This is a genomic window from Aquimarina aggregata, assembly GCF_001632745.1.
Lineage (GTDB): Bacteria > Bacteroidota > Bacteroidia > Flavobacteriales > Flavobacteriaceae > Aquimarina > Aquimarina aggregata.
Genome location: NZ_LQRT01000035.1, coordinates 539,444 through 556,811 on the forward strand (window position 1 = coordinate 539,444; position 17,368 = coordinate 556,811).

Here is a 17,368-nt window from a genome sequence, read left to right on the forward strand (position 1 = left end):
TATAGTTGTTATTCTAATAGACTATAAACTCAAGGAATCATCTCGTTAAGTTAACCTTTAACAGAAAAAGCTAATATCTATAGTATAGGTATATGCAACAGACACAAATCAATAATAATGAAGCAACCTCACTTCACATTACTTTTACTAGTATTATTCCCTTTCTTTTTACATTCACAAGTACCTACAGATATCAATTCAGGTAATCCTAATTTTCCATTTCCTCAATTTCTGGCGTATGAATATAACACTAGTCATCGTCTAGAAAATTTAGCCAATCAAAATGCAGATGGTCTCGTACATGCCGAGATGGAAAAAAGAATTCGAGAAGCATGGCGTATAATGGCCAATCGATTTAAGTATACAGGAGAATCTCATGCTGGTGTACCCTATCTTTACAGTAATATTGGTTGTCCATATGATTGTAGTGAAGGCGTAGGGTATGGTATGATAGCCGCTGCATATATGGGAGACAAAACTATTTTTGATGGTATCTGGTTTCGTGAACATGATGTACGAATGGTAAAACATCCTAGATATATCGATGGTAATATCCCTAGACCAACCTATGCATATGGCGACAATTCACTTGCAGAACCAAACAATGGAGTATTACCCGGCACTGGTGATGTGTCAATTGGAGAAGTTGGAAATGATTCGGCTACCGATGGAGATGTAGATATAGCTTTAGGATTATTAATGGCCTGGAAACAATGGGGAGATGACTCTGGCTATTTAGATTCTAGAGGAAATAAAATAAGCTATAAACAAGAAGCTTTAAATGTCATACGAGGCTTAGTCGAAATACAAGATTTTCCACTTTCTACAGGATGCGACGCTGTTGTTGGTGTAATTGGTTTTGACGGGTATTTTAAAGACGGAAACTCACAAGGAGAGTTAACAAATTGGGCATTAGGTCAAAACCCTTGCCCCGAAGGAGGTAAAGTAAAAGGACAACTTCATATTGATTACGTAGCTCCTGCATATTGCAAAGCCTTCGGTGATTTTCTTGAAGCCGAAGGAGATCCTAGTGATGTCGCCTGGAATATTCCCCAATTTAGAAGAGCAGAAGCCTCATCAGACTGGTTAATGGGTGAATTATACAAACAAGGCCCCAACACAATTCCAACTGCAGGTGATGTTTTTATGGATGCCGCGAACAATGCCACATTTGCTAATTTTAATCCGGGAGAAGATTTTAGGCATGCCTGGAGAACAATCCTAAATCACACCTGGCATGGTAATCCAGAAAATTCATGGAACCCCACGACCCATCAAGTAATTCCGGGAGCAAATTCAATCAATAAAGATATGGGGCAACGATTTAGTAAATTTCTCGCAGATCCTGCCATAAGTGGTAACCCCTGTGTAATTCCTGGTGGTGCATTAGGTATGACATTTCAAGGGCCATCCCAATTACTTTGGCAATATGATCCCAATACAGGAATTGGATCAGGGTTTACTTTAAATTGGACCCCTGCAGCTGGCACTCCATCTGCTGTGTCTTCTCAGGATTTTGATCTTATGGGAAAGTTATATCGTCAATGCGCCATAGAATGGGAACAACAAGATCTTAGTATTGTAAACTTAGATTCTAATCCAACATATTTTCATGGCTTTTTTAGGTTATTAGGCATGTTAATTACCACTGGAAACTTCCAATCACCTATGAATATAAAGCCAGAAGCTAACATAAAAGTATATACCAAAGTAGATAAAACTGCTGCTTTTACTGGTGACGAAGTAACATTTACTATTTCATATCGAAATTACGGATCTGTAGCTGCGCAAAACGTCATCGTACAAGATGTAATCCCTGTTGGATTAGAATTTGTATCCGCTACTAATGGTGGGGTACATACTGGAGGTACAGTTTCCTGGAATATCGGAACGGTATCGGGTTTCAAATCTACAGGAGGTATTACTCCAACTACAGGAGAGGTTAAAGTTACCTGTAAAGTACAACCGTCATTTTCTGGTCGAATTTGTAACCCAGTTACTATTACAACCACTAACGGAAAAGGGTGGACCTCTAATGATTTTCCTAATAATCTTACTCCGGTGATGGAACGTAATTGTGTTGATATTATCGAAAAAGCATTAGAAATTGAAAAAACTGTAGATTTTGATACTGTAAATCCCGGTGACGTTGTAACCTATAGTATTAATTTCAAAAATTCGTCAAAAGGAGGCTATATTAATGGAGGTCGATCAGGTGTAAATTTTGCATATGCTCGATCTGGTGCTCCTAATGGAAACACTCAAGGAATCAAGGTAAGTCTATATCACGGAGCCGCAGAACCCTATATTAATTACGAGAACTATCGAATTTCTTTATTTTTAAATGACAATACCTTTGACTGTTTATCTGGAGAACCTGGTTGCACTAATGGTTGGGGATTACGTACCAATGTTTACGAAGGAGGTAGCGCAGGAGGTATTCGGGTTTCTCATGAAAATATAGTTCCTGGATCCGATGCAAAAGGTGCCTGGAACCAAAGAGTGATCGTACAATTTTCAGATCAACTATGTGCCCCAACTCCCCATTTATTAAGATATTCTGGCACATCTCGAATTCATGAAGGAGGAAGCATGCCTTTAAGAGCCATATGGGATTTATTTACAAGTAATTTTGGTAGTATTGACTGGTCAGACGATTGGTCTTGGGATGCAACTGCAACTGATTTAGATACAGGTTTCTTTTATCCTATCACAGATGATTGGACCGATCCTGAAAATCCAATTCCGGTTGACAAATATCATAATGAAGCATGTGAAAAACCTACAAAGACCGTAAATAATATTTTAGTCGAAGAATGGGATGGTTATGTTTGGCGTAGGGTATTTGGAACAGGACCAGTACCAGGTCGAGATGTAGAAAACGTGGTCATTACGGATATATTACCGCAAGGATTTACATTTGTTGAATTTGTTGGCGATTCTCCGTTAGGCATTGCCCCTATAGCATCAACACTTCCTGATGGAAGAACAGAAATTAGATGGGAAATTCCTAGATTACAAATTAGCCAAGGCGGAACAATAAGTTATAAAGCCAGAGCAGATTTTAGTAGTGGCACATGTGATCGAGCTGATGAAGTTCAAACAAACTCGGCATCAATTACTGCATTGAACGAATCTGCTATTGTAAGTACTGCAGATGTGACCATAACCTGTAACCCTGTTATTCTACCTCCAAAACCATCTTCAATGACCAAAATTGCAACTCCTAAAGTAGCTGATGTTGGAGATCAAGTAGTCTATACTTTAGCATACACCAATACAGATGGTTCTCCTATCGAAGTTGATTTTAACGATACAAATAACTGGACAGCTCAAACCGGAACTAAAATGGGTGTAACTGGAGGCTCATTAGCATCTGTACCAAATAACTTAGGAGTAAGCACGTATAATTATTCTCATGGTACCAATGGTACTTTAGAAGCTACTATAGATTTCGACCCAAATCAAGCTTTTGGATTTACCATGCGCCATACTGGAGGAGCGATCAATAATGGATTATACATTGTTTTTAAACCAAATCCCGGTGGCGGATCGGTAGATACTCAAGTATATAACGGGACATCAATCATTGATCAAACTACTCTGGGTTTTCCTGGAAATCCTATGGATATTAAATTGTTATTAAACGGAAATCAATTAAATGTATGGTTAGGAAATACTACCAACCCTACACCAACATGGTCTGTAACGGGCTTACCTGTAAAAGCCGGTAGCGCTGGATTTATTAACGCTTTTCCTGATGGAAATGATGCTTCTGGATCCCATACTGTATCTCGTTTCAAAACAAGTATGGACTCTGCTTTTAATGTACAGATTACAGATCCTATCCCTTCCGAAGTATCTTTTGTTTCAGCTTCTGACTCTGGCACAAGCAATGCCAATATCGTTACCTACCCTATTATACCAGGACCGGTACTTGCAGGAGAAATAATAAATTATACATGGACAGCATTAATAAACAGCTGTCCAACGAGCACCTCAAAAATTGTAAATATTGGATATACTAATATTCTAGGGGTTCCCAACAATAGTATTGCTGCTCAAGCCTTAGTTGACTGCTCTGGAATAGACCTATGCGCAACACCTATCCCCGAACCTATTGTTAATAATGCTAATTTTTGTTTAAACGATAGTCCGGCAGATCTCAATACATTTATTAGTGCAACAGAAACAATCATTTGGTATGCCAATGATTTAAATACTAGCCCACCTATAGCAAAACCAACGGTAGACACTTCTATCTCTTCAAATACCACCTATTATGTAAGTCAACAAGATAGTAATAGTTGCGAAAGTACCAGAATTCCTATTATTGTTAAAGTCATAGATCCTGGAGCACCTATTAATGATACTAAAACTATTGTTAGTGCTACATCCGTACGATATGACATTACCGTAGGTTTTGGGCTTACTCTTGGAGATTTTACTTGGACAGCTATGAACAATCCGGAAGTAAATGGAGCAACTGTCACAAATGCTACTGACGCGATTATCGATGATATTCTGGTAAATACTACGAGCATACCTCAAGTAGTTACGTATTTAATCGAATCAAATACGGCGGGAGCATGTGGAAGTACAAGTTTTGAACTAGAAGTAATTGTAAATCCTTTACCTTCGGTAACACTTAATGCTACATCTGTTATTGAGGGTGAGTCTATTGAAGTTTCTATAGAGTTAAATCAACCCAGTACTACCGATATCACATTAATTATTGGATTCACTGGAGTTACAGCCGATCTAAATGACGTAGACTTATCGACAGAAAGAATCATCATATTAGCCGGCCAAACTACTGCTACTTTTATACGTTCTACAATTGATGACATTTTAGTTGAATCCAACGAAACAATCTCTATAGGAATTGATACTATAGAAACAGGTTCTTTAAGTGATAGCAATGCAACCGCAATTGCTACAATATTTGACAATGATGGTGTAACTAACACTCCACAAATTACCTTAGTAGACAATACCGTTGAAGAGGGTAGTACTTTAAACTTCTCTGTTACTTTAGATCAAGTGTCAACCGAAGATATTATGCTAACATTTGGCATTGAAGATATAACTACTACAGCACAAGATTATGAACCGATAAACTTGCAAATCACTATTCTGGCAGGAGAAACAAACTCTTTAATCTCTATACCTACGGTTGATGACACCATAGAAGAAAATAACGAAACCATGCTTATTAAAATAAATACTGTTGACGCAGGTTCAATTAGTAATCCCGATCAAACCGCAACTGGAACTATTATAGACAATGATGATAATACCACAGAAGAAATCATTTCTTTTCCAAAGTATTTCACTCCTAATGGAGATGGTTTTCATGATAATTGGAATGCAAATACTAGTGTTAGAGACAGTGTAAAATTTATCTGGATATTTGATCGATATGGTAAATTACTAAAACAGCTATCACCACTAGGTAATGGTTGGAATGGCGAATTTAATGGTCGATTGCTTCCCGCAGCAGAATATTGGTTTAAAGCAGAGTTTAAAGATGGCACATACCATCAAGGACACTTTAGTTTAATCCGATAACCCTAAGACCCACTATACTTCATTTAAGGCTACATTATGTAAGATAAATAAAGTTGAGATGAAGATAAATTTATTATTAATTTATTTCAAAATTCAACAAGTATATTATATTTACATTATATATACCTACACATGAAAAAGTCTTTTTATAGCCATGGCAAATTATTACTTACCGCAGAGTATTTAGTATTAGATGGTGTTAATGCTCTGGCAGTTCCTACTCAAAAAGGACAATGGTTATTTGTTGAGGAAAATGAGACAGATCAAATCATTTGGCGTAGTTATGACCAAGAAAACACGTGTTGGTTTGAAACACGATTAACCATAAATGAAACAAGTTTATCTCCTACTCAAGAGAATCCAGAAGAAAACTCAATAACAAATACATTAATCACGATCCTTACTTCGGCAAAGGAGCTAAACCCTAACTTTCTTTCTTCGGGAAAAGGATATCTTGTCGAGGCGCGACTAGAGTTTAATCGTCAATGGGGACTTGGCTCTTCTTCGACATTAATCAACAATATTGCCCAATGGGCAAAAGTAGACGCTTTTAAACTCTTGGATCAAAGTTTTGGAGGAAGTGGTTATGATATTGCATGTGCTCAAAACGATACTCCAATACTATATAAACGTAATGAGGGCAAGCCTATAATTAAAGAGATCAATTTTAATCCTAAATTCAAAGAAAACTTATTTTTTATATACCTCAACCGAAAACAAGATAGTAAAGAATCCATAAAGAGGTATCAATCTTTACCTCTAAAAGACTTTGATAAAGCCGAAGAAATGGTAAATCAAATTACAACAAAGCTATTAGATTCTGCTACTCTAGAAGAGTTTAAATCGTTAATAGATCAGCATGAAGAAATTATTTCTAAAATTATAAAAACTCCTACGGTTAAATCTACACTATTCCCTGAATATGGTGGTAGCATAAAGAGTTTAGGTGGTTGGGGAGGAGACTTTATTCTAGTTACTGGTACTTTATCTGATATTGAATATTTCAAAACTAAAGGATATTCGACGATTATTCCTTACGAGAAAATGGTTTTGTAAAACAATAAATTTCGAAGATTTTAAGACTACCTCTTTAGTAAACTCATAGAGTCAAAATTCAACCCACTACCCTTCTAATTATAGATTCGCTTAAAAAACAAAATAACCTTGTACTTAGAAGAAATTCTAAAACAAGCGTAGCTTCTATTCTCTAAAAAGAATTAAACTCCATCTTATTTCATACCAAAAAAAACATTAGTAGTACACAATTACCAATATGGTATATAATTAATTATCAATGAACTGCAAATATTAGCTACTTTTAATGTTGGTGAAAGTACCTTAAAACCTATCTCAAAACCTATCACCATATAAACGTTCATACCAGAACACATTAACTAACTTAACATATTACACATGAAACTAAAATCAAGATTATTTGTATTATTTCTTTGTTTTGCCTTTTTATCAATCGCCCAAAAAACAAAAGACTCAAAAGCGGCAGTAAAACCTAATATTGTAGTAATACTTACAGACGATGTCGGTATTGGTGATATTTCTGGTTACAGGAAAAAAAACTCTAACAATATTATTGTACAAACACCCGAAATCGACAAACTAATGCGTGATGGGATGCATTTTACAGATGCTCATTCACCTACAGCACTATGTGCTCCCTCCAGATATAGTATTATGACAGGAAATAATACATATCGAAGTTTTGCACCTTGGGGAGTATGGGGATCTTATCAAAAAAGCCCTGTTGAAAATAATGACCTAACCCTAGGTAAAATCATGAAACAATCCGGTTACAATACTGCTTTCTTTGGAAAGTGGCATTTAGGAGGCGATTATTATCGTAAAGGTCAAAGGCCCAAAATATATAGAGGCCCTCGTAATGCACCCGAATTAAATGTGGATATTACCGAGATTGTAAAAGGCCCTAAAGAGTTAGGCTTTGATTATAGCTTTATGTACCCTGCAGGAATTCAAGATGCTCCTTATGTTGTTTTTGAAAACAGCAAATGGTATCCTCTTAAAAACAATTCAAAAATTGATTTGATTACTCAAAAAAAGATGGATCAAATCAATGTTACATTAGATAAAGATGAAGGACTTGGTGATTCTGAATGGAATCCGTTTAATATGGGCCCCTTATTAGCTACTAAAGCAGTTGATTATATCAAAACCAATGCAGGTAAAACAAATCCTTTTTTTATGTATTACTGTACCCAGGCGGTACACAAACCCCATACTCCTATTGATTTTCTTGACGGCAAAAAAATTAAAGGAAGCACCCCCGTACTGCATCTGGATATGATTGCAGAACTAGATGCACAGATGGGCATGTTAGTTAAAGCTCTTAAAGAAAAAGGGGTGTATGAAAATACTATTTTCATTTTCACATCTGATAATGGTGGATTAACATTTGGGCAAACTACTCAGACTGGTCATAGACCAAGTGATATTTACAGAGGTGGTAAAAACCAAATTTATGAAGGAGGACATCGGGTTCCTTTTATTGCTGTATGGCCTAATAAAATTCCAAAAAACAGTGTTTCTAATGACATAGTTTCTGCTCAAGATATTTTATCTACTATTGGAGCTGTTAACAATCAAGCAATTCCTGATAATGAAGCCAAGGATTCGTTTAACTTATTACCTATCATGCTAGGAAAAGCAGATGCCAAAAAGCGTAAGTTTTTAATGATTCAAGGTGGTACAGCTAGAGAAGTAGCTTATCGAGAAGGAGATTGGAAATTGATTATGAAAATGAATAATCAAAATCAGCCATCGGCTAGAGAACTATATAACTTAAAATCTTCACCATCTGAAAACAACAACTTAATTAATGCTCAGGCTCAAAAAAACAGAGTTACTCAAATGTTGGCTAGTTATAACCAAATCAGAAACTCTAAAACCCCTACAAAAACCTTGCATGGTGATAGTTCTGGACCAGATCCTGATCCAGGATCAGGAGATACAGCGCCTATAGGAAAAATAATTACTTTGCAAAAAAGTGGAGGAGATAAAAAATTTGTTACTACCGAGAGCGGGAATAACAATCAACTAAGCGCACAAGTAAGTAGCGCAGGCACTAGTGAAGAATTTTTAGTAGAATCACATCCAAAAGGAGGAATAGCTTTAAAATCTATGGCAAATGACAAATATATTAGAGTACTTAATAATGACACTAATATACCCATTCGAGCAGCAGCCGTAGCTAAAGGAGATTGGACTCAATTTACATGGAAAAACCAAGGTACAGGAAAAGTAGCACTTAAAAGTGTACATGCAAATAAATGGATTCAGGCTAGTTGGAATCAAAACAACGCTGTTCTTTATCCCAAAGGTGAAAACCCACAAAACTGGGAAACCTTTGATTGGAAATCAATAACCGATGGTGGGAATGGAAATAATACAGTTCCTATTGGAAAAGTGATTTCATTACGCAAAGATGGCGGAGATAAAAAATTCGTCACTACCGAGAATGGAAATAACAATCAACTTACAGCAAATAGCGCTTCCGTTTCTGGTGATACACAAAAGTTTTTAGTTGAAACACACCCTAAAGGAGGTGTTGCCTTAAAAGCATTGTTAAATAATAAATACATTAGAGTATTTGGTCAAAATACGGATATCGCAATTAGGGCTGCAGCTGGTGTAAAAGGAGATTGGACCCAATTTACATGGCAAAGTAAAGGATCAGGAAAAGTAGCACTTAAAAGTGTGCATGCAAACAAATGGATTCAGGCTAATTGGACTCAAAACAACGCTGTTCTTTACCCTAAAGGAAATAGTGCAGAAAACTGGGAAACTTTTACATTTCAAATAGAATCATCCAACAAACAAAAAGAAACCAGTTCTTTGGATATAGACTCAAACTCAAATATTAAAGTACATCAAAACTTTATTAAAAATAATAGCCTACACCTAAAAGCTGATTTTCCTGCAGTTGGTAATGCAACTATAACAGTATATAACCTTACTGGCAAACAAATATATTCGGCGCTACATAAGGTATCGAAAACAGGAATACATACGATTTCAATGGATATTAACAAACTAAACATTTCAAAAAGAGGTGTTTATATTTTAAAAATGACCATGAATAACCTTGAGACTCTAGTGAAAATTATTAAGTAAACAATTTCTACATATGAAACAAAAAAGGTGCCTAATACAATAATTAGGGGCCTTTTTCGTGTAATATATTATCCCTCCTAGTAATTTCTTTTTTATGTAAAACAACTTCAAGATTCATTAGAGCCTTAATATTCTATTTATAATATAAAAATATAATACCTAGAATTATGATATATTGTATTTTTATGTATATTTACACTATGTATTCAAAAGAACTACTTAAAGGAACACTTTCTGTTATTATTCTGAATTTATTAGCAGAGAATGACAGAATGTACGGTTATGAGATTTTTAAGAAAGTTAAAGAACTATCCGACGAAAAAATTTTATTGAAGGATGGTTCTTTATATCCTGCTCTACAAAAAATGGCAAAAGACGGACTGCTTTCTTTTGAAGAAGTCCATATTGGCAAAAGAGTAAGAAAATACTATTTCTTAACGCCAACAGGGAAAAAGGAAAAATCAAGGCATTTAGACGAACTTAGAGACTTTATCGACACATTAAATAAAGTTGTATTTAACCAGTTAAAACCTATATGAAATTAACGGTCGAACAAGAAGAAAAAATTAGCCAATACGTATTTGATCAAGGGTTAAAAATACCATCTCTTAGTGATGATGTAATCGATCATTTATGTTGTGTTATCGAAAGTGAACTGGGAAAAGAAAAATCATTCGATGAGCTTCTACAAAATGCTATTGCTGATATAGCCCCTAATGGTCTCGCGGACTTAGAAAACAAAACAATCTTTTTATTAAACTCTAAACGAATATTACTTATGAAAAAACTAATGTATTTAATCGGTTTTATTGGCTCAGTAACATTAACGACAGGGATTACGTTTAAATTATTATCGTATCCTGGAGCCAACGTACTTTTTATAATTGGTTTCCTAACACTTCTATTGGTTTTTATGCCTTTATATGCTATTGACCGTTATAAGGTTGCCATTTCTAAAACAATTTCTGAAAGATTAAAAGTCATTTTAGGGCTTACTGCTGCTATAATCACTGGATTATCTGGCTTATTCAAATTAATGCATTTACAAGGAACTCAAATATTATTACTTGCCGGTGCTTTTATTTTTGCAGTTGGTTACTTACCTTTTTTCTTTTTTACAATGTATAAGAAATCCATTGCCTAACAATAATGAAAATCGTTACGTTCTGATCAATTCTTAGTATTTTATGTAATGCTCTTGATCTGTTTCTTTATCAAGAGTATTTGCCTTATAAAGTTAACTTTAAAAATACTGTTTTTATCAAATCAAATCAAAAACAGAATCTACGGCTATATGACGTTCTGCCGTGAAAGCCTCTGCATACTGTACACCTGCAATTCTACCAAAGTCATATGCTTTATATCGTATACTCTCTTTATAAATTTCACTTGAGATAGGTATAGATGGTTCTTTGCTCGATGGATCATAAAATTGTGATCGATATGCCAAAATGCTTTTCATTTTAACATCCATATAACCACTTATATCGACTATAAAATCGGGTTTCATATCATACCATTGTATATAATGATACACCTGTTTTGGTCTCCACGCTTTTTGATTTTGTCCCTCTACTATAGTTTCTATTTTTCTTAATCCAGATAAAAAACAAGAATCACTTACCAACTTACTCCCTTTACCATGATCTACATGACGATCATGTATTGCATTGCATAGGACAATTTCTGGCTGATACTTTCTAATCATTTTAATAACTTCTATCTGGTGTTCTTCATCATTCTTAAAAAAACCATCTCTAAAAGCAAGATTTTCGCGAACAGCTACATTTAGGATTTCACCCGCTGCCTTAGCCTCTGCATCACGTATCTCTGGAGTTCCTCTTGTGCCTAACTCACCTCTTGTAAGATCAAGAATTCCTACTTTTTTACCATTAGCAATTTCTTTTGCAATGGTCCCTGAGCACCCTAATTCAATATCGTCTGGATGTGCTCCAACAGCTAGTATATCTAATTTCATAGATTCTATTTATACCTTATTTTTTTGAATCATTAATTCACCGTTTCGTTTCTATACTTTCTCGGAGAACTTCCTACGTGTCTTTTAAAAAATTTCACAAAATATGATGCGTCTTCAAAACCTACTTTAAATGCTATTTCTCCAATCTGTAAACTAGTAAAACGTAATAACCTTTTTGCTTCAAGAATAATTCTTTCTGATATCAATTGAGATGCCGATTTACCAATCACGTTTTTAGTAATTGTGGTTAATGTTTTTGATGATATATTAAGTAATTCTGCATAATCACCAACAGACAAGCCTTTTTCATAATTCTCTTCTATAAGCTCTTTGTATTTTGCAAATTGTAACTCATAGTGATTGTTAAACTTAAGATGTATTGCACCATCATTTCGGTGTATACGTTCTAAGTTGATAAGTAGTGACTTTAATGAAAACCTTACAATATCTTCATAACCAAACATACCCCTTTGAGCAAGTTCTTTTCGAATTAAATCCATGTAAGAAGTAGCAGTTATTGCCGTTTCATTATCTATTACATAACATGGATTTTCTTGAGAATTAAAAATATTATACTTTAAAAAAATATCCACATCGTTATGCATAAAGAAACTCTCATTAAAATGTATAAGCCATCCTTGTACTTCTAGATTATCATCAAAAGCATGAATATGATCTTTAGAAATAAAAAGTATTGTATTTTTTTTTATAGTATACGTTTTAAAATCAACTACGTGCTCTCCTCCTTCTTCAAAAAACCAAATTATCTGATAGTAGCTATGCGAATGAGCAATCGCAGCTTTTTTTCCACTTTTCTTTCTATACTCATTAAGATTATACACCTCGAACTGAAGTTTTTCTGGATGCGCCTTATGCAGGTGGTACTTTTCTATCTTATTATTTGAATCTTTCACGTGATTACTCTTACTATGATTTATCTCAAAAATACAACTACTGTGCCTTTAATATCCCATTCATCTTTTCGAACTTTATCCTAATTATGATTTTTCTATTTCTCTAGTATGTTTTTAGCTGCTACAACACCACTATAAATGGCACCATCCATATATCCACCATATACGGGTGAGGTTTCTGCTCCAGAAAAAAGCACTTTTCCGTTTACATAAAACTCTTTGAATTTTGAATCCCCATACCTTGGACTCATATAAATAGATTTAATAGTATCACAAGAAGTATTTTTATCTTGTGACCAATCTTTTTCTTGATATGTAATGTAGTCTAAAACTTCTGCTCCTAAAAACTTTTGTAAATGTTCCAAAATTCTAGTTTTACGTTCTTTTTCAGATACGTCACGTAACCCTTCATTAACAAACCCCATTAATGCAAATCGGTCTTCATTTATATTACTATGATCATATAGTTCTGTAACTGCTCCTACTTGACCAATAAGAGTTCCTGATAACTTCTTATCCTTCCAAAATGGATTTTTAAATGTTATCCCTACTTTTATAGCATTACTCATCCAAGTATGCGTATTTTCCATTGTTTTTGTTAGCATTTCTGGCAAGCCAGGAGAAAAAGATATACGTGTTGCAATTCTAGGTGGTATGGTAATAATTACTTTTTCGGCTTTAAATTCACCTTTGTCCGTAATTACAGACACACCATTATCATTGTCATTAACCTCTAAAACCGTAGTTTTCGTTTTTATTTTATCTGCATTGGTTTTGGCAAGCTCCTGTATCATTGCAGTTGTTCCTCCTGCAATTCTAAAAGCAGATGGAGTACTTGGATCATTCTCAAAATAATGTGCTGGTGCCATCGTACTATATACCAAAACACTTTTTCCTTTGTTAAATTGATGAAATTTATCCACAACTATTTCATCAAGTAAATCAATTACATTTTGATGATGATTTTGAAACCATGTTGCTCCGAAGTCAATATTATTATCTGTCAAAATACGTCCACCTATTCGGTTTCTGGATTCTAAAACGAGAAAATCGGTCTCCCCCTGCTTATTTAAGACATAAGCAGAAGTAAGACCTGAAAGACCTGCACCAACTATAATATATTTAGCGGTGTTATTTGTCATTATTTTTCCATTAAATGAGTACCATGTACGACTGCAGCACCTGCACGTAGCGCAGCAGCTACAAATGTAACTTCTGCTAACTCTTCTTGAGTTGCACCAGCTTTAATCGCATGATCCTTGTGTATTTCTAAACAGTATGGACACTGGGTTGTTAATGCTACCGCTACTGCCATAAGTTCCTTGTATTTTTTTGGTATTGCACCATCTGCCAAAGCAGCTTGATCTAATGCCTGAAATGCTTTCATAGCAGGTTCGGCATTTTTTCCTAAAGCACCTAATTGTTTTAGGTTATTCATATCATACATAATATATACATATTTAAAGTTAAAAAAAGAGAAGCTATCCAGGAAATAATGTCCTACAACAAGTCTCCCCTACATTGAAATTGAACAATCTTAATTTTTCAAAGATAGCCTCTTGCATAAAAAGTTTAGTTTCTTCCAGACATAACACCACCATCTGTATCCCAGATAGCTCCAGTTACCCATCCTGCTTTATCCGAAAGTAAATATGAAATTGTATCTGCAACATCTTGTGCTTTTCCATTTCTTCCTATTGGATGAAAAGCATGAAAATTTTGAAGTGCATCATGCGCTTCTTGCTTTCCTCCAAATACACCTTCATAAACCGGAGTTTCTACTACTGCTGGTGAAACCGCATTTACTCTAATCTTATGATCTGCAAGTTCCATTGCTAAATGTTGCGTTAAAGAATGTAAACCTGCCTTTTGCATAGAATATGCAGAAGAAGGTGTAGCTTTTACCGCTTGTTTAGCCCACATTGATCCAACGTTTACAATAGCTCCTCCTGCGGTTGCGCTCATTTTTTTTGCAGCCGCCTGAGTAATAAAAAAGAATCCTCTATTAAGATCTTGATATGAATCGTAATCTGCTACTGTATGATCTAAAAATGGTTTTGGACCAAAAATACCAGATGCATTTACTAAGTAATCTAAATTATCAAACCCATCAATCGCTTGATTTAAAGCATCTACCTCGTTACTATTCGTGATATCAACTTTGTGGGTGTGTAAATTTCCAGAAGCTTCATTTCTAAATGCTTCTAGTTTGTTGTCATTAGTACCTACTACATGTACCTCAACTCCTTCGTTTAATAAGTTTTGTGCAGTTGCTCTTCCTATTCCACTGCTTCCTCCTATAATTAATGCTCTTTTACTCATAATCTATTATTTTATTTAAATGATTAATAACACTGCAAAGATATTTTGCAAGATTCAGTAGCAATAGTGTAAAAAAGAGAATGAATGGTAATTTTAGGAAACTATCGCAATTATTGTATTTTTTATGGCGGTTATTTTAACAAACAATTCACAAACCATAGTGTAAGGTCTTGTTTTTTTTACCGTCTCGTCTTAAACTACTGTTTATTTTCTTAAATATACCATTTAAGAGTAATTGATATAAATATCTTTGAACTGTTTTAAAAAAAGAGAACACTATCAAAAGAGTAATTGACCATATTGTATATGCCGTTCATAATCTAGAAGAAACCGTACTAGAATTTGAAAAAAAACTAGGTGTACGACCAATTTTTGGAGGATATCATAGAAGTCAGGGAACCAAAAACGCCCTTATCAATTTAAATAATGAATCGTATTTAGAGTTGCTTTCCGTGGATCATACAAATACAATTATTTCTTCACCTAGATGGATGGGTGTAGATGTATTAAGTAAAAATCAAATCACACGTATCGCTCTAAAATCTAATACTCTAGAAAACGATCAAGCGGTATTAAAAAAACATGATGCTACTATGGGCAAAATATCCGGAGGATCGAGAAACACTACTAATGGATCCGTATTACAATGGCGACTCATAATGCCCTTGTCTACTCCAGAAGTAGAACTTGCTCCTTTTATGATAGATTGGTCAAAAAGCCAAGCGCATCCATCAACATCATTGCCAGATATGGGATGTACACTTATTGAGCTTTATGCTACACATCCCAGACCCGAGCAAATAAGACATTTGTATGAAACATTAGATTTTAAAATAGAAATAAAAGAAAGTCAGAAAATTAGTTTAAACATGGTGCTAAACACACCCAATGGTAATATTACACTATAAATCAAAATATGATTAGACAAACAATAATCCTAGTAAGTATTGTATTTGGTATAATAGCCTGTGGTAATAATAGTTCAAAAACAGAAACTAAACTTATCGCTAATAATTATACTGAAAACAATGAAACATTAAAATCACAAAAATTAACAAAGGCAGATAGTATAATTAACGAAGCCATACAAGCGCATGGCGGAACGTTATACAATACAGCCAACTACTCTTTTATCTTCAGAAAAAAAGAATATCGCTTTACCAATAACGATAATCAATATACATATTCTGTAAAAAGAGATCAAAATACTAATGATTTTATAATCAACGGTACTTTTAAACGGCATGTTAATGAAAAACCTATTGAAATCTCTAAGAAAAATACAGAAAAATACACCGAAGCACTTAACTCTGTAATCTATTTTGCTACATTACCTTATAAATTAAATGATGCTGCGGTAAATAAAAAATTCATTGAAACCACTAGTATTAAAGGTATAAATTACGATGTAATAGAAGTCACTTTTAATCAAGAAGGGGGTGGCAAGGATCATGAAGATGAATTTCATTATTGGGTAAATCAAGAAACTAAAAAAATTGATTATCTAGCTTATAAGTATAATGTTAATAAAGGTGGTGTTCGTTTTAGAAGTGCATATAACCCGAGAGTCGTAGATGGTATCACATTCCAAGACTATATTAATTGGAAGGCACCAGTTGGCACTCCTTTAAAAGAATTACCTGCTTTATTTGAGCAAGGTAAATTAAAAGAATTATCACGTATCGATACAGAAAATGTAATTAATTTAAAAAAGTAGTTAAATCATGAAACGTATAAGCCTTATCATAAAGCAGAAATAATACATTATTTATGGTTAGAGAACAGAAATACACTTACTTTATCTGTAGATGAAAACCTTTTACTTGATCTATTACAACACAAATAGTTTAAAAATGAGACGAGACAAACACAAAAATGGGTATCTAAATTTTCATCAAACATGGCCATATTAGAAGTAATAAAAATGGGGCATCCCACCTTAAGAAAACAATCTGAATTGATCGACGAAGATACATCTTCTTCAGAATTTCAGAATTTTGTCGATGACCTTATTCAGACTATGCGTCACCAAAACGGAGCAGGTATTGCTGCTCCTCAAGTAAATGTTTTAAAAAGAATTTTTACTATGGAAATGACTGATAATCCAAGGTATCCGGACAGAAACCCTTTTCCGTTGTATGTTGTCATAAATCCAGAAATCGAATGCTTAGGCCATGAGCTTGTAGATAGTTGGGAAGGTTGCTTATCTATTCCTAATATTAGAGGAAAATTAAAACGTTATAAAAGGATAAAGCTTAAAGGATACGATCGCAACGGAAAATCTTTTGAAGAAGAATTAGAAGGTTTTGCTGCCATAGTTGCCCAACATGAATTAGACCACCTTAATGGCGTCTTACTTATCGACAGAATGGACTCTATGAAAACGCTTACTTTTCAAGAAGAGTATGAAAAATACTGGCTATAATTCGTACTACTCAAA

Annotated in this window: 13 protein-coding genes; 8 read left to right on the plus strand and 5 right to left on the minus strand. The window is 34.4% G+C overall.

The genetic code is table 11. The features are described 5' to 3' along the window. Positions 1 to 117: 117 nt before the first annotated feature. The 5 genes from AWE51_RS20660 to AWE51_RS20680 all read left to right on the plus strand — a co-directional run bounded on the left by AWE51_RS20660 (position 118) and on the right by AWE51_RS20680 (position 10,858). Positions 118 to 5,571, plus strand: coding sequence for a T9SS type B sorting domain-containing protein (locus tag AWE51_RS20660; RefSeq protein ID WP_066317624.1), 5,454 nt, complete (start codon positions 118 to 120; stop codon positions 5,569 to 5,571). A 132-nt stretch (positions 5,572 to 5,703) separates the two neighbouring features. Beyond that, complete coding sequence (locus AWE51_RS20665) at positions 5,704 to 6,627, plus strand: GYDIA family GHMP kinase (RefSeq protein ID WP_066317627.1); 924 nt, start codon at positions 5,704 to 5,706, stop codon at positions 6,625 to 6,627. Positions 6,628 to 6,984: 357 nt separating this feature from the next. After that, a complete protein-coding gene (locus tag AWE51_RS26685; RefSeq protein WP_066317630.1) occupies positions 6,985 to 9,714 on the plus strand; it encodes a sulfatase-like hydrolase/transferase in 2,730 nt (909 codons plus the stop codon). A 185-nt stretch (positions 9,715 to 9,899) separates the two neighbouring features. Next, a complete protein-coding gene (locus AWE51_RS20675) occupies positions 9,900 to 10,253 on the plus strand; it encodes a PadR family transcriptional regulator (protein ID WP_082832534.1) in 354 nt (117 codons plus the stop codon). Continuing rightward, positions 10,250 to 10,858, plus strand: a complete 609-nt coding sequence (locus AWE51_RS20680) for a hypothetical protein (RefSeq protein ID WP_066317633.1) — start codon at positions 10,250 to 10,252, stop codon at positions 10,856 to 10,858. Before AWE51_RS20675 ends, AWE51_RS20680 begins: the two co-directional genes overlap by 4 nt. Before the next feature lie 117 nt (positions 10,859 to 10,975). Here AWE51_RS20680 and bshB1 read toward each other — a convergent pair whose 3' ends face one another. The 5 genes from bshB1 to AWE51_RS20705 all read right to left on the minus strand — a co-directional run bounded on the left by bshB1 (position 10,976) and on the right by AWE51_RS20705 (position 14,928). Further along, complete coding sequence (gene bshB1 / locus AWE51_RS20685) at positions 10,976 to 11,692, minus strand: bacillithiol biosynthesis deacetylase BshB1 (protein ID WP_066317636.1); 717 nt, start codon at positions 11,690 to 11,692, stop codon at positions 10,976 to 10,978. 32 nt (positions 11,693 to 11,724) lie between these two features. After that, positions 11,725 to 12,606 carry a helix-turn-helix domain-containing protein gene (locus tag AWE51_RS20690; protein ID WP_066317639.1) on the minus strand — a complete coding sequence of 294 codons (882 nt, stop codon included), beginning with the start codon at positions 12,604 to 12,606 and terminating at the stop codon, positions 11,725 to 11,727. A gap of 95 nt (positions 12,607 to 12,701) precedes the next feature. Further along, positions 12,702 to 13,748 (minus strand): flavin monoamine oxidase family protein, encoded by a 1,047-nt coding sequence (locus AWE51_RS20695; protein WP_066317642.1) that lies wholly within the window; start codon positions 13,746 to 13,748, stop codon positions 12,702 to 12,704. Further along, positions 13,748 to 14,044 (minus strand): carboxymuconolactone decarboxylase family protein, encoded by a 297-nt coding sequence (locus AWE51_RS20700; protein WP_232517421.1) that lies wholly within the window; start codon positions 14,042 to 14,044, stop codon positions 13,748 to 13,750. The genes AWE51_RS20695 and AWE51_RS20700 overlap by 1 nt, the downstream gene beginning before the upstream one ends. A 134-nt stretch (positions 14,045 to 14,178) precedes the next feature. Next, positions 14,179 to 14,928 carry an SDR family NAD(P)-dependent oxidoreductase gene (locus AWE51_RS20705; protein ID WP_066317646.1) on the minus strand — a complete coding sequence of 250 codons (750 nt, stop codon included), beginning with the start codon at positions 14,926 to 14,928 and terminating at the stop codon, positions 14,179 to 14,181. Positions 14,929 to 15,227: 299 nt separating this feature from the next. On the opposite strand from AWE51_RS20705, the gene AWE51_RS20710 reads away from it, so the two are divergent. The 3 genes from AWE51_RS20710 (at position 15,228) to def (ending at position 17,353) form a co-directional block, all read left to right on the plus strand. Beyond that, on the plus strand, positions 15,228 to 15,836 hold the full coding sequence (locus AWE51_RS20710; RefSeq protein ID WP_232517425.1) for a VOC family protein: 609 nt from the start codon (positions 15,228 to 15,230) through the stop codon (positions 15,834 to 15,836). 8 nt (positions 15,837 to 15,844) lie between these two features. After that, positions 15,845 to 16,645: a DUF6503 family protein gene (locus AWE51_RS20715; protein ID WP_066317650.1), complete on the plus strand. Its 801-nt coding sequence runs from the start codon at positions 15,845 to 15,847 to the stop codon at positions 16,643 to 16,645. 183 nt (positions 16,646 to 16,828) lie between these two features. Then, positions 16,829 to 17,353: a peptide deformylase gene (gene def, locus AWE51_RS20720; protein WP_066317652.1), complete on the plus strand. Its 525-nt coding sequence runs from the start codon at positions 16,829 to 16,831 to the stop codon at positions 17,351 to 17,353. Positions 17,354 to 17,368 lie beyond the last annotated feature (15 nt).

Bases quoted from the DNA above. Each gene is read 5' to 3' on its own strand.
- AWE51_RS20660 (WP_066317624.1), top strand. From the start codon at position 118: ATGAAGCAACCTCACTTCACATTACTTTTACTAGTATTATTCCCTTTC.
- AWE51_RS20665 (WP_066317627.1), top strand. From the start codon at position 5,704: ATGAAAAAGTCTTTTTATAGCCATGGCAAATTATTACTTACCGCAGAG.
- AWE51_RS26685 (WP_066317630.1), top strand. From the start codon at position 6,985: ATGAAACTAAAATCAAGATTATTTGTATTATTTCTTTGTTTTGCCTTT.
- AWE51_RS20675 (WP_082832534.1), top strand. From the start codon at position 9,900: ATGTATATTTACACTATGTATTCAAAAGAACTACTTAAAGGAACACTT.
- AWE51_RS20680 (WP_066317633.1), top strand. From the start codon at position 10,250: ATGAAATTAACGGTCGAACAAGAAGAAAAAATTAGCCAATACGTATTT.
- bshB1 (WP_066317636.1), bottom strand. From the start codon at position 11,692: ATGAAATTAGATATACTAGCTGTTGGAGCACATCCAGACGATATTGAA.
- AWE51_RS20695 (WP_066317642.1), bottom strand. From the start codon at position 13,748: ATGACAAATAACACCGCTAAATATATTATAGTTGGTGCAGGTCTTTCA.
- AWE51_RS20700 (WP_232517421.1), bottom strand. From the start codon at position 14,044: ATGAATAACCTAAAACAATTAGGTGCTTTAGGAAAAAATGCCGAACCT.
- AWE51_RS20705 (WP_066317646.1), bottom strand. From the start codon at position 14,928: ATGAGTAAAAGAGCATTAATTATAGGAGGAAGCAGTGGAATAGGAAGA.
- AWE51_RS20715 (WP_066317650.1), top strand. From the start codon at position 15,845: ATGATTAGACAAACAATAATCCTAGTAAGTATTGTATTTGGTATAATA.
- def (WP_066317652.1), top strand. From the start codon at position 16,829: ATGGCCATATTAGAAGTAATAAAAATGGGGCATCCCACCTTAAGAAAA.